Annotated in this window: 20 protein-coding genes; 4 read left to right on the top strand and 16 right to left on the bottom strand. The window is 50.0% G+C overall.

Features of this window, described 5'->3' with window-relative positions:
- Window positions 1-155 precede the first annotated feature (155 nt).
- A complete protein-coding gene (locus BM185_RS12085) occupies window positions 156-908 on the bottom strand; it encodes a hypothetical protein (RefSeq protein ID WP_091964155.1) in 753 nt (250 codons plus the stop codon).
- A gap of 134 nt (window positions 909-1,042) precedes the next feature.
- Here BM185_RS12085 and BM185_RS12080 point away from each other — a divergent pair, with 134 nt between their 5' ends.
- Window positions 1,043-1,234 carry a hypothetical protein gene (locus BM185_RS12080; RefSeq protein ID WP_091964151.1) on the top strand — a complete coding sequence of 64 codons (192 nt, stop codon included), beginning with the start codon at window positions 1,043-1,045 and terminating at the stop codon, window positions 1,232-1,234.
- 12 nt (window positions 1,235-1,246) lie between these two features.
- The gene (locus BM185_RS12075; RefSeq protein WP_177203552.1) at window positions 1,247-1,912 is read left to right on the top strand and encodes an alpha/beta hydrolase; all 666 of its coding nucleotides are present in this window, start codon (window positions 1,247-1,249) and stop codon (window positions 1,910-1,912) included.
- Here the strand turns inward: BM185_RS12075 and BM185_RS12070 are convergent.
- Genes BM185_RS12070 through BM185_RS12060 form a run of 3 tightly spaced genes read right to left on the bottom strand, consistent with a single transcriptional unit; the run spans window position 1,902 to window position 6,395 of the window.
- Window positions 1,902-4,688, bottom strand: a complete 2,787-nt coding sequence (locus BM185_RS12070) for a TolB-like translocation protein (RefSeq protein ID WP_091964145.1) — start codon at window positions 4,686-4,688, stop codon at window positions 1,902-1,904. The two genes, BM185_RS12075 and BM185_RS12070, sit on opposite strands and share 11 nt — an antisense overlap.
- Before the next feature lie 4 nt (window positions 4,689-4,692).
- Window positions 4,693-6,060 (bottom strand): sigma 54-interacting transcriptional regulator, encoded by a 1,368-nt coding sequence (locus BM185_RS12065; RefSeq protein WP_091964142.1) that lies wholly within the window; start codon window positions 6,058-6,060, stop codon window positions 4,693-4,695.
- A gap of 2 nt (window positions 6,061-6,062) precedes the next feature.
- The gene (locus tag BM185_RS12060; RefSeq protein WP_091964139.1) at window positions 6,063-6,395 is read right to left on the bottom strand and encodes a hypothetical protein; all 333 of its coding nucleotides are present in this window, start codon (window positions 6,393-6,395) and stop codon (window positions 6,063-6,065) included.
- Window positions 6,396-6,570: 175 nt separating this feature from the next.
- Between BM185_RS12060 and BM185_RS12055 the strand changes: the two genes are divergently transcribed.
- On the top strand, window positions 6,571-7,170 hold the full coding sequence (locus BM185_RS12055; RefSeq protein ID WP_091964136.1) for an outer membrane beta-barrel protein: 600 nt from the start codon (window positions 6,571-6,573) through the stop codon (window positions 7,168-7,170).
- Here BM185_RS12055 and BM185_RS12050 read toward each other — a convergent pair.
- Genes BM185_RS12050 through BM185_RS12035 form a run of 4 tightly spaced genes read right to left on the bottom strand, consistent with a single transcriptional unit; the run spans window position 7,164 to window position 11,922 of the window.
- Window positions 7,164-8,585 carry a sensor histidine kinase gene (locus BM185_RS12050; RefSeq protein ID WP_091964133.1) on the bottom strand — a complete coding sequence of 474 codons (1,422 nt, stop codon included), beginning with the start codon at window positions 8,583-8,585 and terminating at the stop codon, window positions 7,164-7,166. The two genes, BM185_RS12055 and BM185_RS12050, sit on opposite strands and share 7 nt — an antisense overlap.
- 6 nt (window positions 8,586-8,591) lie before the next feature.
- Window positions 8,592-9,908 (bottom strand): amino-acid N-acetyltransferase, encoded by a 1,317-nt coding sequence (argA, locus tag BM185_RS12045; protein WP_091964567.1) that lies wholly within the window; start codon window positions 9,906-9,908, stop codon window positions 8,592-8,594.
- 32 nt (window positions 9,909-9,940) lie between these two features.
- Window positions 9,941-11,203 (bottom strand): inorganic phosphate transporter, encoded by a 1,263-nt coding sequence (locus tag BM185_RS12040; protein WP_091964130.1) that lies wholly within the window; start codon window positions 11,201-11,203, stop codon window positions 9,941-9,943.
- 38 nt (window positions 11,204-11,241) lie between these two features.
- On the bottom strand, window positions 11,242-11,922 hold the full coding sequence (locus BM185_RS12035; RefSeq protein WP_091964127.1) for a TIGR00153 family protein: 681 nt from the start codon (window positions 11,920-11,922) through the stop codon (window positions 11,242-11,244).
- A 129-nt stretch (window positions 11,923-12,051) separates the two neighbouring features.
- On the opposite strand from BM185_RS12035, the gene BM185_RS12030 reads away from it, so the two are divergent.
- On the top strand, window positions 12,052-13,467 hold the full coding sequence (locus tag BM185_RS12030) for a CYTH domain-containing protein (protein WP_091964123.1): 1,416 nt from the start codon (window positions 12,052-12,054) through the stop codon (window positions 13,465-13,467).
- Here BM185_RS12030 and rnhB read toward each other — a convergent pair.
- From rnhB to rseP, 8 genes are all read right to left on the bottom strand, one after another.
- Complete coding sequence (gene rnhB / locus BM185_RS12025; protein WP_091964120.1) at window positions 13,403-14,056, bottom strand: ribonuclease HII; 654 nt, start codon at window positions 14,054-14,056, stop codon at window positions 13,403-13,405. The two genes, BM185_RS12030 and rnhB, sit on opposite strands and share 65 nt — an antisense overlap.
- An 8-nt stretch (window positions 14,057-14,064) precedes the next feature.
- Window positions 14,065-15,195, bottom strand: coding sequence for a lipid-A-disaccharide synthase (gene lpxB, locus BM185_RS12020; RefSeq protein ID WP_091964118.1), 1,131 nt, complete (start codon window positions 15,193-15,195; stop codon window positions 14,065-14,067).
- Window positions 15,192-15,965: an acyl-ACP--UDP-N-acetylglucosamine O-acyltransferase gene (gene lpxA / locus BM185_RS12015; protein ID WP_177203551.1), complete on the bottom strand. Its 774-nt coding sequence runs from the start codon at window positions 15,963-15,965 to the stop codon at window positions 15,192-15,194. The genes lpxB and lpxA overlap by 4 nt, the downstream gene beginning before the upstream one ends.
- Window positions 15,962-16,402 carry a 3-hydroxyacyl-ACP dehydratase FabZ gene (gene fabZ / locus BM185_RS12010; RefSeq protein ID WP_091964112.1) on the bottom strand — a complete coding sequence of 147 codons (441 nt, stop codon included), beginning with the start codon at window positions 16,400-16,402 and terminating at the stop codon, window positions 15,962-15,964. Before fabZ ends, lpxA begins: the two co-directional genes overlap by 4 nt.
- A 73-nt stretch (window positions 16,403-16,475) precedes the next feature.
- Entirely contained in the window at window positions 16,476-17,510 is a 1,035-nt protein-coding gene (gene lpxD, locus BM185_RS12005; protein WP_091964109.1) for a UDP-3-O-(3-hydroxymyristoyl)glucosamine N-acyltransferase, read from the bottom strand.
- 5 nt (window positions 17,511-17,515) lie between these two features.
- On the bottom strand, window positions 17,516-18,034 hold the full coding sequence (locus BM185_RS12000; RefSeq protein ID WP_177203550.1) for an OmpH/Skp family outer membrane protein: 519 nt from the start codon (window positions 18,032-18,034) through the stop codon (window positions 17,516-17,518).
- 13 nt (window positions 18,035-18,047) lie between these two features.
- Complete coding sequence (gene bamA / locus BM185_RS11995) at window positions 18,048-20,408, bottom strand: outer membrane protein assembly factor BamA (protein ID WP_245751759.1); 2,361 nt, start codon at window positions 20,406-20,408, stop codon at window positions 18,048-18,050.
- A 91-nt stretch (window positions 20,409-20,499) separates the two neighbouring features.
- Window positions 20,500-21,855 (bottom strand): sigma E protease regulator RseP, encoded by a 1,356-nt coding sequence (gene rseP / locus BM185_RS11990; protein WP_091964102.1) that lies wholly within the window; start codon window positions 21,853-21,855, stop codon window positions 20,500-20,502.
- Window positions 21,856-21,867: the final 12 nt, after the last annotated feature.

Genomic DNA, 21,867 nt, shown 5'->3' with positions numbered 1-21,867 from the left:
TTAACTAATTTTTGTAATTTTGTTTGATAAAATTAGTTAAATCAAGTCAGAAGCTGTCTACTGCCTCGACCCACCACCAGTTCCAGAGTGATTTGTGCGTCGAGAGCGGTATAGCCCTGGCTTGTGGAAGTCGAATCAATTTCGGGGTGAATGCCCTAGAACCTGCCAGAAATCCCTAGTCCAGCCGAAACGGCAGCAGCTTCTACACCAAACATATCTTCAAAGTCTGTGGAATCTTTAATATTGAGCCAAAGATCGAGAGCAATGTGTGTCCAGTTATAACCACCACCTATACCAAACTGTAAGCCACTGAACTCATAGTCGGCACTGTCAGTGTAATATTCATCCCAATACCAGTCATAATAGGATGTTTTGCTTGATACCTCATCGTTAAAGTAACCAATGCTGGCATAAAATTTTCCACCACGAGTGGCTAGGCCAGTGCCAAGTAAAAGGCTGACTTCTCCTGTGTCCATGCTTAAGCTGGTGTCATCCTTCTCCTCAGTTGAGGCAATGAGGCCTCTAATAGCAACATTATCGTTGAATGCAATAGAAGCGAAAAAAGCTAAACCAGAAAAGGCATAGTCATCCCACCAGCCCGTATGAGAAATAGCAGAAGAATAGCTGGCTAGTCCAATTTGAAAACGCTTCAACTCAACTTCTTTAGATTGAGGCGTAGCTTGCGACCTTCGGGTAGGCTGGCTTTGTGATTCACTGGCAGGCTGGGATTCTGCAATGGGTGGGCATACTTCTTTGACTTCTTGTGCAGTTAAGCCTGCCCGAATCATTTCTGCACGTTCTGCTGCGGAACATTCTGCATAGAGTGGAGTGCTGATAAAGGCAAAAGCTAGGCCAGCAGCCAGAGATTTTACGGGGAAAAGCAGTGGTAGCGGTGTCGATTTGTCCATAACGGTTCCTTCCTGGTCAGTAGTGGTAAGTGCAAAACGTGAGATTATAATGTGGCCTTTTTGCTGGTGTATATCTAATTTTCATTAAGCCAGTGAAAGGTTTAATGGGATCTAAGCTACCTAGAGGAGCTTGAATGGCTGCGATTTTTTTGAATAGAGCTATGCAGGGGTTCTTGATCCTTCTGGTATCTTTCAGTTTGGTTGGTTGTGGGCGCTTATTTTACTGGCCTGAAACAGAACTGCGCGGAACACCGGAGCAGTTGGATATGCCTCATCGAGATGTTTTTCTGGAAAATGAGGCTGGCAATACCCTCCATGGTTGGTAGCTGGATCCACAATTGGGAGGTGACCAGCAAGCCCAGGGAATTATTTATTTTCTGCATGGTAATGCGAAAAATATTAGTTCGCACTTTCCTACGCTCAGTTGGATGACTGAAAAAGGTTGGCATCTTTTTATTCTGGATTATCGTGGCTATGGGAAGTCAGAAGGCAGCCCCAGTATTTCCGGGGTGCATCAGGATGCCCACGTTGGCTTGAAGAAGGCGTTGACTGAAGCTGAAAGCAAGGACTTACCACTGGTTGTGGTGGGCCAAAGTATCGGTGGTGCCACGGCCTTGACTCTGGTTGCTCTCGCTGAAGAAGGCGAGCAAATCAGCGGGCTGGTGATCGATAGCGCCTTTTCGGGGTATCGGCGCATAGCACGGGAAAAACTTGCCAAAAGCTGGATAACCTGGCCTTTCCAATACCCCTTGTCCTGGACAATCACGGATCGCTATAGCCCAGAAAGGCACATTCAGGATTTACCAGAGGTCCCTTTGTTGTTTCTGCACTCCTGCGGCGATCCAATCATTCCCTGCTCTCATGGTCAGCGTCTTTATCATTTAGCCAAGGAGCCCAAGGATTATTGGCAAGATGAACAAGCCGGCCATATTCGTATGCTGATGCAAAGAAATTGGCGGCAAGGACTGCTGGAGTGGTTGGACACAGTCTTGCCTAGAAGCTGACCCCTGCCTTGACCCACCATTGTTCCTCGCCTTGTTCTTGATCCAGGCCCAGTGCGTAGCCTATTTCAACCGGTAGCAGAGCTTGAAAGCCGATCACCAGTTCCAGCGTGATTTGTGCGCCAAAACCAGTATAGCCATGGCTTTCGGAAGTAGAGTCAATTTCAGCGTGATCAACAAAGACTTGCCCATAAATGTCACGGATACCTAGAGGGTAGATGCCCCAATTTTGTTGGATGCGTGCTAGTGGGAAGTGATATTCCAGGTTGGTCAGGGCGAACTGGTTGGTGGTGAACTGGTCTTTGGAGTAGCCCCGTAAAGCATAGGTATCCCGTCCAAATAGAGCCTGGGGGCTTAAGCCTGAATCACTGCCCAACCAAAAGGGTTGTGCTTCCGATTCAGCATAAGCAGCAGCTAAGCGTAGTGCCAGAGCATGGGATTGACCCAGATGCCAGTAATGCTTGCCATCAAATTGGTAGCGTTGCCCCGCACGATCATTACTCAAGCCCTCATGAGTTTCTGTCGTTAGCAACCACTGGAAGCCTCGCGTGGGGCTGATGTTGTCCTGAGAGCTGTAGCGTCTATCCCAATGCAGGGCCAAGCCCAGATCCTGTCGAAAGTCAGTGGATCCTGATGCCAGGTCCTGATGACGCCAAAGATCTTTTTCTTGCTCCAAAAAAAGTCCCAGGTGAATAGCCAAGCGATCCTGATCCCAATTCCAAAGATTCAATCTTGCCAGGCTAATACTATCTTGATGGCGGCTAAGTACCGGTAGCCCGTCTGCACTGCTGTAGTGTTTGAGTTCTCTGGCTAGCAAAACCTGATAACGATTATCCAATTGATAACTGAAGCGTCCAAAAGGCTCATCAATGCGGGTGTCCCAGGCAGCCAAAAGATCATACTGATGACGGCCCAGAGCATCAGCACCACTGGTCATCAAGCCTAATTCTGTTCGGTCGTTATCGGCATAAAAAACCGGTAGCCAATAACGAGGCCTTAAACTGGACCAGGGCCGATAGGCCCGTTCATTGCTGAGCTGGGTTTCAGGCGGTGCTTCACGAGGCTGAAGCAAAGGAAGCCTGTCGAGCTGAACAGGCTGCTTCAAGAGTTCATCTGCTGTCAGGTAGTGGAGGTCATAGCCCTGGCTGGAATAGCTTTGAAAGATCAGCTCCCCGGTTTCCAGCTCTACGGGGGTGAAAGCGCCCAGATTATGATCGGTCAATTGTGTGCTTGTGCCTGTTTCCAGGTTCCAGCGGTAAAGGTTGTAAACACCCGTGTAATCGGCCGTGAAAAGAAGGCTTTGGCCATCGGGTGAAAAACTGGGTTGCCCCTGAAGACTGTTGTTGTGCGTCAACAGCTGCCAAGAGCCGTTAGTGAGGTCCAATAACGCCAATTGCCAGCTTTGACCTGGCGGTTTCAAGCTGGCCGCCAGGTAGCGACCATTGGGAGAAACGCTGAAATCACCCAAAACCTCCCTCTCTTTCCCCTGCCAGAGGGTTTTCTTGAATCTACCTTGGTGATCCAAAAGGTCCAGGCTGGAAATACCAGCCACTTGCTTCCGAGCCAGTAATTCCTCCTCTCCTAGCCAGCGTGCCTGGCGATAGCGTTGGCCAGAAGTCAGACGCTTTAAACCGCTCTGCTCATCCCAAAGCCAAAGGTCACTGTAGAGGCGGTTGTCACGGCGTTGTTGGTAGCGGCTGATTACTACCTGCCCCTGCTGGTTAACATCAATCAGCCCCTGGCCTTCAAGTCGGGTCAGGGTTTTTGTAACTTGACCGGGTTGGTGAAGTTGTAAGCGGGTTGGACCATGGCGGCTGGACTCTAGACGGTAAACCTGCTTGCCATTGCTGGCTGGTGGCGCTTCATTGAGGCCTTTAGTGGTTAGTGGATGGCCTTGAGGGTAGGGTGAATTTAAGGGCGTAAAACGTTCTTCCAGCCAGTGTTGATAGTCACCCCAGAGTTCAGGAAAACTTTTACCCAGGGAGCGACGGGCAGTGGAATTCAGTAAAAAAGGAAAGAGGTTACGCCTATAGGTTTGTAGCCAGGTTTGGACTGCTTCTGGTCCTAGAGTTTCATCCAAAAACTGATAGAAATAGACGCCATAGAGATAAGCCTGGTCGGGTGGCCAGTCACGATTCTGGCCGCTAACACGCGATAAGGAGATAAGGCCTGCCTCTACTTCGGCTCGCATGCGGAGAGCTTGCAGGCTACTTTGTCCCCGGCCGACACCTGCTTCGTGATCTGTTTCAGCCCGCATTGCCAAGCCTTCCAGAAGCCAGAGGGGTTGAAAGAGGTGCGGAAAAAATAGCGGGACCCGGCCAAAGACCTGGCGCAGGGCTGCTGGACCCCCTTCAGCTTGATCCAGATGCAGGGTGTGGGTGTATTCATGCTCGATCAGTAGTCTTAACCAGTCGTCATAGGCTTCCAAATTGGTAAAACGATCTGGATGACTGATATAGAGCCGATTTTGATTAAAGGGGTAAATACTGGCCCAGCCGTTGGCCAGGTCATAATCATCGGTGAGCACCAAGTGTGTCTTGGCTTTGGGTTGCCAGTCCAGCTCTACACTGAGTTGCTGATGGGCATTCTCTGCCAGCTTGGCGACTCGAGGCAGGTATTCTTTAAGGTTGCTGGGAGCATGAACAATAAAGTGCTGGCTTTCACGGGTGATCCAGGCCTGCTCTGGCCAACCAACTGAAAGAGGGCTGGTGTTAGGCCCTGCTGCTTGAGTCGCGAGGCTGCACGTCAGTAAGAGCCACAAAAGAATTTTCTGGCACAAGTCTTTAGCCCTGTTTTTGTCGTTTCGCTTCCTCCTTGAAGCGGGCTGCTTCAAGGTTGTGCTTGTTGAGCAGTTTATAGAAATCTGTGCGGTTGCGTCCAGCAAGACGCGCAGCTTCAGTGACCTTGCCTTCAGCAAGCTTGAGCACTTTGATCAGATAGTTACGTTCAAACTCAGAGCGGGCTTCATTCAGGGAGGGCAGGGCTCGGGTTTCCTTATCGAGAGCAGCAGCAACCTGACTGGAGCTGATTCTGGACGTTTGGCTTAGAATGGCACACTGCTCAATAACTTTAATCAGTTGACGAATATTGCCCGGCCAGGGTGCTGCAGCAAGCAACTGCATGGCTTCCGGTGAAAATTCTTTGACCTGATGGCCCGAGTCAGCAGCAACCTTATGGAGAAAATGTGTCGCTAAAAGAGGCAGGTCCTCAGCTCTTTCACTTAAATCTGGAAGTTGCAGGTTGATCACCGCGATTAGGTAGTAGAGATCTTCTCTGAGGTTGGCATCTTCCAGTAGCTGCCTGGCAGTGAGTCGGCTACTGGCAAGCAGTCTCACTTTCAAGGGTAGAGGTTCAGTGCTGCCAACAGGGTAATAAGTCTTATTTTGAAGGCTATGTAAAAGCTGGGTTTGTAGGTTTTTGGGTAAGCAGTCCAGGTCTTCAAGATAAAGAGTGCCACCTTTGGCCTTGCTTAAAAGCCCCTGGTTTGACGCCTCTTGCCCTGCTTCACCAAATAACTCGATGGCCAAAAGCTCTTCAGGAAGGCTGTTGCAGTTGAGGTAGTAGAGCTCTTGATCGGCTCGATTACTGGCTTGGTGAATACATTGGGCAAGCAATTTTTTCCCAGTGCCAGCACTTCCGGTGATCAGTAAATTTATATCAGTTTGGGCGGCCTTGTGAGCCTGGGCCAATATTTCAGACATGATTTCACTGCGGGCCAGAAGCGGAGCATGCCAGGAAGGATAAGCTTCGGGTTGCCGATGGGCTGTTGCCTTGTCGATTAAAGAAAAAAGTTCTTTTTTATCAACGGGCTTAGTCAAAAAACCATAGACACCCTGCCGTGTTGCCTCGACGGCATCAGGAATGGTGCCATGTGCCGTTAAAATGATAACAGGTAGCCCAGGATGGTTTTGTTGGATTTCTTCAAAGAGCGCCAAGCCATCAAGTTCATCCATACGCAAGTCAGAAAGCACTACATCAGGGATGGCTTCCTGAAGAGATTCCAGAGCTTCTTTGCCATTAATTGCCGTGGTGACCTGATGGCCTGCCGCTTCCAGCCGTAAAGATAGGAGTTTTAAAAGGCTGAGGTCATCATCAACCAAGAGGATTCTGGCTGGGTTGTTCGTGGGTTGAATTTCCGGGATCAGCTTCATGGTTACTCGCTTTGTTCGAGTCTGCGTTCGTAAAGGCTGCGCTCTATATCTGTCAAAGCATCCACCTTTTCTTGTAGCTCCTGATGCTCTTTTTTCAAGAGCTGATGGGCCAGGCGGGCTTTTTCCAGTTCTGCTTGCAAGCGATCAATTTCATCCTGCAGGGTTTGCTGGCTTTGTTGGCACTCATGCAAGGCTTGTTTCTGCTCCTGATGTTTGGCACTTTCCTGCAGACAGCTTGCAGGCAGGGCTGTGCCTTTGGGTGTTGGATGCAGCATACAACCTGAAAGCAGTATAGGCAGGAGCACTAGGGCAAAAAATTGTCTGTTTTTGGACACAGTCTTGAGCTCTTAAAGAAAAGTTTGGGTTATTTTGCCAGATCCTGAGCAAGGCAAAGAACCAATTCTAAAATGTTATTTTATTCCTTGTTTTTATTCAGTAAAATTCATCCGCTACCTATTTATAGAATGAAACGTTTGGATTGAAAACAATAGAATTAATGGAGTAATAATAATGAATCTTGGACTGAGAACCTTGTCCCTTAGTGTAGCTCTTTGCCTTTTTGGCTTGATTCTGGCACCTAGTGCACTAGCAAACGGAAACTCGCAGAATGCCCCCAAATATGAGCGCTATTTTGGAATTGGACTACACAGTGTCACTTATGATGAGGATGATGGCCTCTGGGGGTCTGCTGTAAAAGGTGAGACAGAAGGAAGCTGGGGGGCTTACATGGGTAGAAAAAGGAATCGGATTCTAAGTACAGAATTTGCCTACCACCACCTGGGCACCTATGAGCCAAGTTCTTCACTTGAGATTAGTGCTGGTAATTTTTCCTATTCTTTACGTTTGGACTTACCCCTCCCAGTAGTGCAGCCCTATGTTTTGGCCGGTTTAGGCGTGGGCTTTGCTCGCTGGGAAAACAGCTGGGGTAATAGTGATAGTGGTACCGGGCTAAGTACTCGTTTGGGCCTGGGTGCGCGTATCCCCATGGGTGATAGCTTTAGTATTGCTGGCTATGTCGAACAGTTCAATTACGATATAGAAACTTCAAATGGCAACGACTACGAACAGGAGTTTTCTATCGCTGGAGTGGCCATAGAATTCCACTATTGATTCCTGGGATTGAGCTGGTCTGGTAGCGGCCAGCTCAGTCGAAAGCAGTTAACACCATCCTTCGAATATTTAAGTTCCAGTTTGCCATTTAAGCTTTTCATGCAGTCTGCTGCTATGGAAAGCCCTATCCCAGACCCTTTGATACTGCCGCGCCTTCGTGAGCTTCCCTGAAAAAAGGCTTCAAAAAGATGCTGGCGCTCTTGTTCAGGAATTTTCTGGCCTGCATTTTCAACTTCAATCCATTGTTGCTGATGTTCGCAGCCAGCTCTGATGGTTATTGCTACCTGGGGGTCACCATAGTGAATGGCATTGGAAATCAGATTGTCGATCACTTTTCTGGTCAGATCAGGCTCTGTTTCTAGTTCCAGTTGGGTATTGATGCGCTGAATAGGTTGCTGACGCTGTTGCAGCTGTAATTGATAACTGGACAAAACTTCATCAAGCAAGGGGTCTAGAGCAACCTTCTCAAAACGAACAGGTTTGTTTTGTTTTAACTGGTTGTAGCTAAGCAGCTGTTCAATCAGCTTTTGCAGGGCACGGCTATTTTGTTCGAGCAGTTCAGTTACCTCTTGTTGATCTTCATTGAGATCTCCAAGGAGCTGTTCATGTAAAAGGTCAGCCGCTTCTCTAATGCTTGCCAGAGGTGTCTTCAGTTCATGAGAAATATGTCGTAAAAACTGTTGTTTTTGGTTTTCAATTTCGTGCAGTTGCTGTTCCAACCAGTTTAAGCGTTGGTCGAGCTTGATCAGTTCGCTAGGCCCACTTCTGAGTTTTTTGAAATGGCTGGGTGGTCTCAAGCTGGCCAGGGAAGCGATGCGACGTTCCAGATAACCGATGGGCCTGAGTAGACGCCAGGTAAAAAAGAGTATCAGGGCTAAAGAGAGGCTGGTCAGCAGTAAGAGCTGTCCGACCAGCTGTTTTTGCAGGATTTCAACTTTTTGTTCGAATTCTCCGAGATGTTGATCAACGGCTTCTCGTGTTTGTACTTCTAACTGGCTGGTTAGGGCGGCCAGTTGCTCAAAAGGTTCTGACTGCTGAGTGGGTAGGGTGTCCATCCACATCAGTAGAGCCTTCATTTCTTCTTTGGCTGACAAGGGCGGAAAAAGAATAAATTCCTGCTGCAGCAAGCGTGCAAAGCTCTGCTGCTGGTTATTTAAAAGCTCCAGCAGTGCCGGGGTTTGCATGACCTGATATTGGCGGGTGGTTCTTTCCATATCCAAGGCCAGGTTGGATAGGGTTTGGGCCCTGCGTGTAAAGGCTACTGCTTCCCGTGCACTTAATCCCGCTTGAGCTGAGAGCTCGCGGTAGGTATCTGATGCCTGGTAAACCAGAAGACCTAACGGCAGTATGACCAGCATAAAGCCAAGGAGTACCAGTTGTAGCAAGGACAGGTTGGGTAGACGTATTTTGGGCATAAGCCTTTAGAGTGTCTTGTAGAAAACCCGTGAGTTACGTTGCCAGTTGTAGAGGTCCCTTCGCGCAGCAGGCAGCTGGTCGACATTGGCCGGTAGAAAGCCGCGTTCCAGAAACCAATGGGCTGTATGGGTGGTCAGCACAAACAGCTGTTCGATGCCTTGGGCGCGGGCTTGTTTTTGGATTCTTTCCAGTAAGCGATCACCCCGCTGACCTTGGCGATAATTGGGGTCAACAACAACACAGGCTAACTCTCCCTGTTGCTGTTCAGGGTAAGGGTAGAGGGCGGCACAGGCAATGATGCTGCCATCCAGATCGATGACTGTGAAGCGCTCAATTTCAGCTTCCAAAAGTTCACGCGAACGCCGGACCAAAACACCCGTTTCTTCTAAAGGACGCAACAGAGCCAGGAGTCCACCGACATCTTCAATTCTTGCCTGACGCAGGTTTTCATAGCCCTGCTGGGTAATGAGTGTGCCGTCACCATCACGGGTAAAGAGGTCTTGCAAAAGGGCGCCACTGCGCTGAAAGCTCAGTAAGTGGGCTCTGGCTACACCTCTTAAGCAAGCATTGCAGGCTGCCTGCAAATGGCGATGCAGGGTGGAATGGGCAGGTAAGCTGGTAAGCCAGCTTTCTGCCTCATCTGGGCTGAGGTCACGGACACGTTTGCCAGCAGGGTCCTTAAGGCCTTCATCTTCACCCAAGAGTATTAGTTTGTCAGCACCTAAATGGATGGCGGCGGCCGTAGCTACTTCTTCGGCGTCCAGATCAAAGGTTTCTCCGGTGGCTGAATAGCCCAAAGGAGGTAAAAGCACCAGGGCACCTTGATCAAGCAGGTTGTTAATGCTTTTTACATGAACACGCCGGACTTCACCCGTGTAATGCAAGTCGATTCCCTCTCTGATTCCCAGAGGGCGAGCGGTCACCAGGTTGCCACTTAATACCCTTAAGCCGGCACCCTGCATCGGTGAATTGGGCAGGCCCATGGACAGGCGTGCTTCCAGCTCGGTTCTCAGGGTGCTAGCTGCCTTGAAGACTAGTGGCAGGCGTTCACCATTGACGATCAGTCGGCCCTGGTGTTCTTGCCATTCGACTTGATGATCTTTAAAGCTTTCTCTGATTTGCGGCCTGAGACCATAGGTGATGACCAGGCGAATGCCCAAAGAACTTAACAGAGCTAAGTCTGCAATGAGTTCATCCAGGTACGATGAACGCAGGGCTTCACCATCCAGATGGATGACAAAAGTACGCCCCCGGTGAGCGTTAATGTAGGGTGATGCATGACGGAACCAGTAAACGGACTGGCTGAAGCTGGAATCAGACAAGGCAAGGCTCACTCACTGTGCAAAAACTCAGTTTAACCAAAGGTTGCCTTGAGAATAAAGAAAATGATGATGGATAAGAAGGCCCCTGCTGGCAGAGTGACCAGCCAGGAAGCAAAAATATTACCAACCACGCGTAGATTAAGCGCCGCCAAGCCACGGGCCAAGCCCACTCCAAGGACGGCACCAACCAGGGTGTGGGTTGTGGAAATTGGCATCCCCATGCCTGAAGCCAGAACAACGGTTGTTGCAGTGGCCAGAGTGGCAGCAAAGCCCCGGCTGGGAGTCAGTTCGGTAATATGGCTGCCAACAGTCGCTATGACACGATGCCCATACATAATTAAACCCGCTACTATGCCACCGGCACCAATCAAGAGAACCCAACTGGGTGTGGCAACCTGAGCGGCTACCTCACCTCCGGCCTGCACAACACCTATGATGGCGGCAAGAGGGCCTATGGCATTGGCAACATCATTGGAGCCATGGGCAAAGGCCATCGCACAGGCGGTAAAGACCATCAGCAGGGCAAAGACTTTTTCGACATTAGCCAGTTGTAACTGCCCGGCCACCTTTTCACGCTGAATACCCTTTTCCAACCAGGCCCCAAGCAGGGCTAATAGCAGGCCAAAAAGGCAGGCATAAAGAAAAGACTCTGGAGGCGTCAGGTCAAGGCCCAGGTGAGTCAGACCTTTGGTGAGAGTGACCAGCGCAACAATAAAGCCAACAAAGAAAATATAAACAGGAACATAGCGCTTGGCTGCAGCAAAAGGGTCTGGTGATTCAAAAATTAGCTTCTGTACACTTCGGAAGAGTAAGTAGCCCAGAGTACCTGCCAAAAGCGGTGAAGTTACCCAGCTCATGGCGATGCGTCCAACACCACCCCAATGTACCGAGTCAAAGGAAATGCCCACTGCGGCAAAGCCGACAATGGCACCGACTATCGAATGGGTCGTGGATACCGGCCAGCCAAAGTAGCTGGCAACCAATAGCCAAATGCCAGCGGCCAGCAAGGCTGAAAGCATCCCGAAGACCAGTAATTCGGGGTTGTTGACAAAAACATCCGCATCAACGATTCCTCTGCGAATGGTTGACGTGACTTCACCACCCGCCAGCCAGGCACCGGCAAACTCAAAAATAATGGCAATGATGATGGCTTGCTTGATGGTGATGGCCCCGGAGCCCACCGAAGTACCCATGGCATTGGCAACGTCATTGGCTCCAATTCCCCAGGCCATAAAAAAACCAAAAAGGCAGGCAAGCAGGATAAAGGTGTTGCCATGCTCTAGGATGATCGACATAGAGTATCCCTTCGTTATGCTTTATGGACGAGTCGGGTTTAACGGGCCATGAGAATTTGCAGGCGACCACCGACCCTTTGAGCGCGATCAGAAAGCTCACCGATCCAGTCAATAATTCGGTACAAAAACATTACATCAACGGGTGGCAGGTCTTTTTCAAGACTGAAGAGCTGGGCACGAATTAGGATTTCCTGTTCATCTGCTTCATGTTCAAGCTGATCCAGCTTATCGATCATTCCTGTTAATAATTCAGTAACTTGGCGACCAAAGCCAGACTCAAGCAGCTCTTCTATTTCATTGATGGTTTGCTGGGCCTGTTCGACCGCCTTGATACCTGTGCGTACAAACCGAAGAAGGGGCTCTGCCAGGGGGTCGGGAATTTGCATTTGCCGGCCCAACATCAAACCAGAGATGTCTTTGGCCCGGTTGGCCAGTTTGTCTTGCAGGCTGACCAGTTCCAGCAAATCGCTTCGGGAAACCGGCATGAACAAGCTGTTAGGTAAATTGCGACGAATTTCCTTTTTTAAATCATCTGCTTCATGCTCAAGCTGGCAGATAACCTCACGGACCTGGGCGGCTTCTTCCCAGTTGTTAGCGAGCACCGCAGCCATAAAAGGCTGAAGTTGTTCGCTGGCGGCATAGGCTTTGGCAATGTGTTCTTGCAGACGACCAAAAGGGGAGCGGGCAAATAGCCGGGAGAAGGGATTGCTCGATGGCATACTGAACACCTTGTGGGGTGGATGCAGGTCGATATAATGAGAAACCAAGTGTTATAGCTGGCTGCATTATAGAAGTCTGGCCATCTGTTTGTCACAAATTTTTAACAATCACTGACGCTAGGAGAGAGCATGGCCGAGGAAATAGAACTCAAGCTTTCCATGCAGCCACAGGATTTACCACGTCTGGACTCCATCTTGACTCACCTGGGTGCGGCCACTCCACAAACTCAGCACCTTCAAAACACCTACTTTGACACGCCTGCTCTAGACCTTCACAAAACCCGGTCAGCCTTACGTCTTCGCAATACAGGCCAGCAGTGGGTGCAAACACTTAAAACCAGTGGCCAGGTTCAGGGTGCGTTAAGTCAAAGGGGGGAGTGGGAAGTCCAAGTGGAGGGACCTGAGCTTAAATTGGAGCTCTTGCCGGAGAAGAGTCTAAGGCCAGAATGGAAAAACCAGTTGAAACCGGTTTTTACAACGGATTTTACGCGCCGGAGTTGGCTGCTGGAGAAGCAGATTGCTGGAAGCCTGTTAAGGGTTGAAGTGGCTGCTGATTCAGGCAAGGTGATTTTACCTACAGGCCAGCAAGACAATCTTTGTGAACTGGAGTTGGAGCTTAAAGAAGGTCAGGCTGAACAGCTGTTTACCCTGGCTGAAGAACTGGCCGAACACTTCTGCCTGCATCCTGCTGTTTCCAGTAAGGCTGAAAGAGGTTTGCGGTTGCTTCAGGTGCCCAGGAAATACCAGGCTCCCAAACTGGAGCAGCAAACCAGCTTTGAGGCATTAAACGAGCTGGCCAACCACCAACTGAATGAGTGGATTCTTTGTCATGAGAAGTGGGCCTTTGCTGCTGACGAGCTAGAGCTGCAACTGGCACAGCGTGCTCTGTTTCGTTTGCAGGGTATTTTGGTTGTTCAGCAAAGAGTTTGTCCTTCAGCCCCCCTTCATCAAGCAAGAGTAGATGTTAAAAAACTGCTGAAAGCCTTTACTCCCTGGGTGACGGCCAGCCATGCGGATCGAGTCCTGCAATCTTTAACCCTTGAGCAGACTTTTGCAGAAAACTGGCGTCATCAATACCTGGGCTATGCACAACGGCGAAGCGACTACCGCCAGCTTTGGCAGCAAAAGTGGACAGGTCAAGCGGGCTTGAAACTGGTTTCCAGCCTTTATCAAAGCCAGTGTATGACCAGTGACTTTGCAGCTGAAAAACCCCAACAGCTGTTGGATAGAGCAAAGGCGCACTTGCGTTTTCCAAGACAACCCATGGAAGCAGACATTTGGATTCAGCGTTATCCGGCTTTGGTACGCTTGGAGCTTTTGCTGGAACAGGTAGAGCCGCAAAGAACCAGTGACCGGCGTCTGGCCATGCAGCTGATTCAGGGAATAGGGGATCTTCAGGGTTATCAGCTGTTATTGGCTGGAGAAGAAGTGCCCCAGGAAATTGCTCAGCAGTTAACGAGCCTGCGTCAGGAACTGCTGTTTAATCTGGGGCGTTGGGCGCAAGCTCTGTGGACGGGTGAGCCAGGCACTGAGCGACGGGTTTAAAACTGCGCCTATGTTCAGGGAGCGGACCTAGTTTTTTTAGAGCCGCTAAGTGGACCGGAGTGGGATAGCCCTTGTGACGATCAAAACCATACTCAGGATAGCTGGCATGAAGCTCAAGCAGTTGCTGATCCCGGTGTACCTTGGCAAGAATGGACGCTGCCGATATCGCTGGGTGGCGGGCATCACCTTGAATAACCGCCAGAGCAGCTTGCTGAAGGTTTTTGGGTAGATGCTTGCCATCCACCAGCAAATACTCCGCAGCGGGTTGCAGTGCATCTATTGCGCGTTGCATGGCCAACAGACTGGCCTGCAAAATATTCAGATGATCAATTTCGACCGGGCTGGCTTCGCCCAAAGCCCAGGCCAGGCTGTGCTGACGTATGTCCAGAGCCAGCGCTTGGCGCTTTTTGTCGCTCAGTTTTTTAGAATCCATAAGGCCACTGATGGGCTTTTCAGGGTCCAGAATCACTGCGGCAGCTACAACCGATCCAACCAGGGGTCCACGTCCTACTTCATCAACTCCGGCTAAGAGTTTCCCGGTATAGGGAATTTCTTCATGGGTTAAGGGGGGAAGGGGTGTTTTGGCCATAGCAGCCTTCAACCTGCGTGCATTAATTGGGCAATGGCTTCAGCCGCAGTTTGGCTGGCGTTCTGCTGAAGCTGCTGATGAAGATCGTAGAAGGCCTGACGCTGTTGATCGCCAGCTGAACTGCTGAGCAGTGCCTGTAGATCAGCTTGAAGCTGCTCTGGTGTCGCCTGCTCTTGTAAACGCTCAGGCACCAGTTCCTTTTGAGCCAGTAAATTGGGTAGGCTAACCCAAGGGGTTTTCAATAAGAACTTGCCCATCCACCAGGTCAGTGGAGCGACCTTATAGCTGACTGTCATTGGGCACTTACAAAACAAGGCTTCGAGCGTGACGGTTCCGGAGGCCAAAAGGCAGGCATTGGCTGCCTGAAGTACCTGATCAGCTTGGCCAGTCAGCAGTTGTAGGTTCTTGACAGGATATTCCTGCAAAAGCACTTCCAGTTGCTGCTGGCGAACGGGCGTTGCCGCAGGAAGCAAAAAGACAAGATCTGGGTGAGTCTCTTGGAGTCGCTGGGCGGTTTGTAAGAACACGGGGGCCAGGCGACTGACTTCACCGCCGCGTGAACCGGGTAGCAGTCCGATGACCTCTTGTTCACTGTTCAAACCCAGAGCGGCACGAGCCTGCTGGCGATCCGGCTCTAAGGGTAAGCGGTCAGCGGTGGGGTGGCCAACAAAGGTAACCGGCATTTGATGCTGCTGATAAAAGTCAGCTTCAAAGGGCAAAAGGGTGAGCATCAGGTCACAGCTTTTTTTGATGCCTTTGATACGTCCCTGACGCCATGCCCATACCGAGGGGCTGACATAGTGAACGGTTTTTAGGCCCTTGGCTCGAAGCTTCTTTTCCAGACCCAGGTTGAAGTCAGGGGCATCTATGCCAATCATCAAGTCAGCACCCCATTCCAGCGCATCCTGGTAAAGGTGTTTTCTGACCTTAATTAACTTGGGTAGGTGCTTGATGACCTCAACCAAGCCCATGATCGAGAGGGTTTCCAAAGGATAAAGACTGGTTAACCCTTCAGACTGCATTTTTTCACCACCCAGACCGCGAAACTCCGCATTTGGGTAGCGCTGGCGCAGGGCGGGAATGAGGGAGGCACCCAGTAGGTCCCCGGACAACTCCCCAGCAACAAGGTAAATCTTCACCGGGTGATGCCGCGTTGAGAGTTCTTGATGGAATCAATAAACACCTGAACTTCAGGCAGAGGGTTGCTGGTTTCCAGTTCAGCGATGGCATCCTGGAGATTCAGGCCTTGACGAAAAACGGTTTTATACGCAGAGCGCAGCGCCTGCATGGCTTCTTTGGAGAAGCCGCGACGCTTCAGGCCTTCGTAGTTAATGCCGTGACTCTCGGCGGGGTGTCCGCTAATCATGGTGTAAGCAGCAATATCCTTGAGGATGATAGAGCCACCACCGCACATAGCATGAGAGCCAACACGACTAAACTGGTGAACAGCAGAAAGGCCGCCTAGGATGACAAAATCACCTAGGGTTACATGACCCGCCAGAGTAGCTTGGTTGGCAAGGATACAATCATTACCAACAATACAATCATGGGCGACATGTGAATAGGCCATGAACAAATTGCGGCTGCCAATTTGGGTTAGTTGCTGGTCTTGGACAGTGCCCCGGTGAATAGTGACGCCTTCCCGGATGACATTATCATCACCCAGAATTAGGCGGGTAGGTTCACCCTTGTATTTTTTGTCCTGGCAATCTTCCCCAACACTGGCGAACTGAAAAATACGATTGCGCGCACCGATCACACTCGGGCCTTTGATCACTACGTGGGGGCCAATTTTACAGCCAGATCCTATTTCAACGTCTGGACCAATAATACTGTAAGGGCCAATTTCAACATCAGCAGCAATTTTTGCTGCTGGGTCGATCAGGGCCGTAGGGTGAATGAGGCTCAAACCTTTTTCTCCGCACAGGTGATTTCAGTTTCACAAACCGTTTCACCATCAACGTGAGAACGGCAAGCAAAGACCCAAATACCACGTTTTTCACGTAATACCCTAGCTTCCAGGGTCAGGCGATCACCCGGAACGACAGGACGTTTAAAGCGAGTTTTTTCACTACCTACAAAATAGTAAAGGTGGCCGTCTTTGGGAAGTTTATTAACCGTTTTGAAGCCAAGAACACCGGCAGCTTGTGCCATGGCTTCAATAATCAAGACGCCCGGGAAGATAGGGTGCTCGGGAAAATGGCCCAGAAAATAGGGCTCATTAACGGTAATATTTTTATAGGCAACAATGGATTTACCCAGCTCAATTTCAGTGACCCGGTCAACTAATAAGAAGGGGTAGCGGTGGGGTAAGTACTGCTTGATTTCATTTACATCCATGACCATGGATTTTATGCCTCTGTAATAACGCCCCAATTATTGGGGCCTAAACTGGATAGAGTGCCCGAGATCAGGCGGGTTACGAATTGTCGTCCTGGTTATCTAATCGTTTTTCCAGGCGACGAACTTTTTGGCTGAGCTCATCAAGCTGGCGGAAGCGTACTGCACTTTTACGCCAGTGGTTGCTGGGTAGGAGGCCGGTACCTGATGAGTAGGTGCCAGGCTCAGTAATATTACCTGTTACCATGCCCATGCCAGTAATCTGGACATTATCGCAAATGCTGATATGTCCTGCATAGCCAGAGCTGCCGCCAAGCAGGCAATTAGAACCAATTTTGGTGGACCCGGAAATGCCTACAAAAGCAGCCATGGCTGTTCCTTCACCAACCTGCACGTTATGTGCAATCATCACCTGGTTATCGATTTTGACGTTACGCCCTATGTGGGTGTCACCCAGGGCACCTCTATCAATCGTGGTGTTGGCTCCCACTTCAACCTGGTCTTCAATCACTACCCTGCCAAGCTGGGCAATTTTTTCCCAGCCCTGGCCTGTTGGAGCAAAACCAAAACCATCGGCACCGATGACTGCACCAGAATGAATGATGCAGTCTTTGCCTATTTGTGTCCGTCGATAAAGCGTAACCCGTGGGTTAAGAAGCGTATTTTCACCCAGCTCACAGTCTTTACCCAGATAACATTGAGCACCGACGACAACACCGGCAGCTAGTTTACAGCCTGCCTCTATCACGGCTCCTGGACCGACATGTACACTCGGGTCCAACTGGGCTTGAGGATCAATAATCGCACTTGGGTGACGTTCACCAGTTGAGGGGCGGGGATCATCAAACAAGTGTGTTAAGCGAGCAAAACCCAGGTAGGGGTTACTCATTAGCAAAGCATTGCCAGAAAAGTCGGCAACCTGCTCGGGTTTAATCAATACAGCCCCAGCTCTTGTTATGCTAAGAAAAGACACATATTTGGGGTTGCTCAAAAAACTGACCTGGTCAGCTTCTGCTGCTTCCAGAGTGCCCAGCCCTCTTACAACCAATTGAGCATCCCCTTTTAGGTCTGCTCCGAGAAATTCTGCAAGCTGAGCCAGCGTAAAAGTTTTCATGTGTTTTATTCCAGCTCGTTCAGCTTGTCTGCAACCACTGGCGTTAGATCAAACTGAGGTTTTGCAAAGTGGACGGCCTGACGGTCAAGAAGAATATCAATATTGTGTTCTTCAAGCAGCTCGTTGACAACGCGTTCAAGCTGAGGGCGATTGTCATTGACGACCTGCTGGCGCATTTGCTGTTGGCGCTGCTGTAGCTGATTGCCTCTTTGCTGGTATTCCTGCACTTTTTGCTGCATTTCTTGAGTCAGCCGTGTTCTTTCTGATTCGCTCATTACATCGCCATCTCTTTGTAGGCGCTGTTGAAGGCTGCGGCCTTCTTCAGCTAGTTGGCGAATACGGCTTTCTTCACTGCTAAGCTGACGATCAATTTCTTCAAACGCCCTGCTGATTTTATCGGTTGACATCATAGCTTCTTGCAGATCCAGAACAGCAATTCTCTGGGCCGTTGCTGAAAAGGCTGGCAGGCTGAGTGCCAGGCTGCTAATGAATACTAAGGTTAGTAGAGTTTTTTTATTAAACACTGTTAGCTCCTGTTTAAAAGACTTGTCCGATAGAGAACTGGAAGAATTCAGTTTCATCACCATCCTGGTCATTCAGGGGTTCAGCAATACTGAAGGCCAGAGGACCTATGGCAGTCAGCCAAGTCAAGCTGACGCCAGCTGAAAAGCGAAGCTCGTTTTCATCAAAGCCTCGTTCACAAGTACTTTGGCCATAGCACCGGGTGGTAAAGACATTGCCGCCATCAACAAAAAAGCTGGTTTGAATGGAACGTCTATCCTCAACAAACCATAGCGGGAAAATCAACTCTACGGAACCCTCAGTCAATAGGTTGCCACCAAAAGCATTGCCTGCAGAGTTTCTGGGTCCGAGGCGGCTGGTACGATAACCACGTACTGAGTTCAAACCACCTGCATAATAATGCTCATAAAAGGGCAGGCGGTCAAAGTCACTGCCCAAGCCATCACCATAGCCAATTTCAGTGCGGAATTTCAGTGACCAATCATCGGCAAGCTGAAAGTAGCGTTGTCCTCGGTATTCTACCTTGTAGAACTCATAATCGGATTCAGGGATAGCGACTTCCAGACTGACCCTCTGGTAACTGCCAGCTGTTGCCAAAATACCCCGGTTTAGCTTGTTCTGAGTCCAGCGACCGGTCAATTTGTAGTTGAGGAAATCCAGTCCGTAGAGTTCATTGAAGTTGTCAATTTCATTAATGACATAGCTTTGGTCTGCATTTTGGTTGGCTCGAATACCTGTTTTATCAAAACCAACGGAGAGGCTTAGACGACTATCATGACTGATTGGGTAGCCATAGGTGACATTACCGCCATAGGCATCGGTTGCAAAATTGGTGACACCCAAAGCATCAAAGTCTGTTTCTCGATAAAACACATTAAAGCCCCGCGAAACACCATCGATCGTGTAGTAGGGGTTGAGATAAGAAAAATTGTAGCTGGTCCGGAAGTCACTCTTATTGGCATTAAAGCTAACAGTGCTGCCCGTACCCAGAAAGTTGCGTTGAGAAATGGCTGCACCAAAAACGATGCCGCTGGCTTGCGAATAACCCACACTGGCCGAAATAGAACCGGAGGGCTGCTCTTCAACGGTAAAGTTCACATCGACTAGATCGTCACTGCCAGAAACCGGTGAGGTTTCTACCTCAACCTGGCTGAAATAGCCCAGGCGCTCAAGGCGGGCTTTGGAGGCTTGAATAAGATCAGTATTGGCAGACGCCCCTTCCATTTGTAGCATTTCCCGGCGAAGAACCTCGTCCTGGGTACCGGTATTGCCTCGGAAGTTCACCTTGCGCACATACATGCGACTGCCTGGTTCAACCAGAAAGGTAATTTTTACTTCCAGATTTTCATCATCAATTTCAGGGCGGCCACTGACTTCTGCAAAGGTGTAGCCTTCAATACCCAAGCGGCGGCGCATGGTTTCACTGGTCGAGGTCATGGCACTGCGTGAGAAGGTGTCACCGGCTTGCAAGCGTTGCAAAGGGCGCAGCTGGTCTTCTTCGAGTATCAGGTCACCAGCCAGCTCCACTTCGCTGACTGTATACTGTTCACCCTCATGGACATTGACGGTTATAAAAACATCCTGCTTGTCCGGGCTAATCGAGACCTGGGTGGACTCGATGTTAAAGCGCAGATAGCCACGGTCCAGATACCAGGAGCGCAAGCGTTCCAGATCACCACTGAGACGCTCACGGGAATACTGATCGGCTGAAGAAAAGAGAGTCCAGCCGCGGTCTTCTTGAAGCTCAAAACGACGTACCAGGGTTTCATTGTCAAAAGCTTCATTACCGACGATATTAATGCGTCTGATGGTGGCGACACTGCCTTCGGTAATATCCAGGCGGACACGAACCTGGTTGCGAGGCAGTTCTTCAACGGTGCTCTCGATACGGGCATTGTAGCGGCCCTGGGCATGGTACATCCGCTGTAATTCTAGTTTGATCTGATCCAGAGTGGAGCGTTGAAAAATCTGGCCTTCTTGGAGACCTGCCTGACGTAAGCCGGATTTCAGGTCATCACTGGAAACCTTCTGATTACCTTCAATCACTAGTTCATTGAGTGTGGGTCTTTCTTTGAGCTCAAAGGTGATGACACCTCTGTCTTCAAAGATTTTTAAATCATCAAAAAGGCCGGTGGCGTAAAGCCTCTTGCCTGCTGATGAAACTTCGCTGGGCAACACTTGATCACCCGTTTGCAAAGGTAATTCGGCAAAAACACTGCCTGGCGAGACCCTCTGCAAACCTTGAATGCGCAGATCTTCAATGACTATTTCTTGCTCTTGCGCAAAGGCAGGACCGGTCGTCAAGAGCAGGCCAAGGCCTAGTGCCAGGCCGGTAAGGCTTTTGGTAATGCAGGCTAGGGTACTAGAAGATTTCACGCTGTTAGTGATCCATTGGTGAGTGACTGGTTAAGCAATACAAAAACTCAAGTGCGCAACGATATAGGAAATAGCCCTAGGCTAACAAGTGCTAGAGCCTTAGCAGATCGAAGTAAAAAGCCATGAGCATCAGGCTGCCAAGAATTAGAAGCCCAAAACGTGCTGCCATTTCCTGCACGCGTTCTGAAACCGGCTTGCCTCTGATAGCTTCTATGGCGTAATAAACCAGATGTCCGCCATCCAGAATGGGGATGGGAAGCAGATTGAGAATGGCCAGACTGATGCTGACATAAGCCAGGAAGGTGATAAAACTTTCCCAGCCTGATTTAGCAGAATCACTGGCCACTCGGGCAATGGTGATGGGCCCTGACAAGTTAGTTGGGCTGATCAGCCCAGTGACCATTTTGCCAATGGCATTCAGGGTCAGCCAGCTCATTTCCCCAGTCTTTTCAGTGGCCCGCCAAAGCGAAGCTACAGGTCCAAAGCGTTGTTCTCTAAGCAGGTCTTCAGGCCATTCCGGCATTTGCACGCCAGCACCAATAAAGCCAACTTCACGGCCATCATCCAACTGGCGAGTGGCCGGGGTGACCATAACTCTGAGCCGCTCACCCTGGCGGTCCAGAGTCAATTCCAACTCACGGCCTGGGTTAGCTTGCAATTGATCAACCAATTGCTGCCAGTTCTCTATGTTTTCCTGATTGACAGCAACAACCCTGTCGCCTGGCTGTAGCCCGGCTTCTTGAGCTGGACTGGAATTCTGGATATTGGCCAGAATAGGCTCAACATCGGGTCGCCAGGGCTGAATGCCTAGGCTGGATAAGGGGTCCGGTTGATCCTGTCCGGACAGGAAGCGCTCAACCTGAAGCTCCAGCTGACGGGATGAGGTATCTCTTGTGTTTTGGACTTCAAGGGCAATGCTTGTGGTTTCACCCATGTGATTGAGTAAGCCCAGGCCCACTTCTTGCCAGCTGGGCGTTGTCCGATTACCCACCTTGAGAACTTCATCACCACTTTGCAGGCCAGCTTCAGCAGCAGGTGAGCCATCGGTAACCTGGCCTACGACCGGTGCAGGCACACTGGTGCCGATTACAAAAAGAAACCAGTAGGCGACTATGGCAAGCAGGAAATTAGCCAAGGGACCAGCCGCGACTATGGCAAAGCGCTGACCGACAGGTTTACGGTTAAACGATTGCTCTAAAAGCTCTTCCGGAACCTCGGCTTCGCGTTCATCAAGCATCTTTACATAGCCGCCCAAAGGCAGGGCGGCGATTACATACTCGGTTCCCTGTTTGTCATACCAGCGAACCAGAGGCTTACCAAAGCCCACAGAAAATCGGAGTACCTTGACGCCACAGCGTCGGGCAACCCAAAAGTGTCCGTATTCATGGAAGGTGATTAAAACACCCAGAGTGACGATCAAAGCGAGAAGACTGTGTAAAAAATCCATGGTCAGACTCAG

It is taken from the genome of Marinospirillum celere, from assembly GCF_900112235.1.
GTDB lineage: Bacteria > Pseudomonadota > Gammaproteobacteria > Pseudomonadales > Halomonadaceae > Marinospirillum > Marinospirillum celere.
This window is presented reverse-complemented; position numbering and strand designations above follow the sequence as displayed.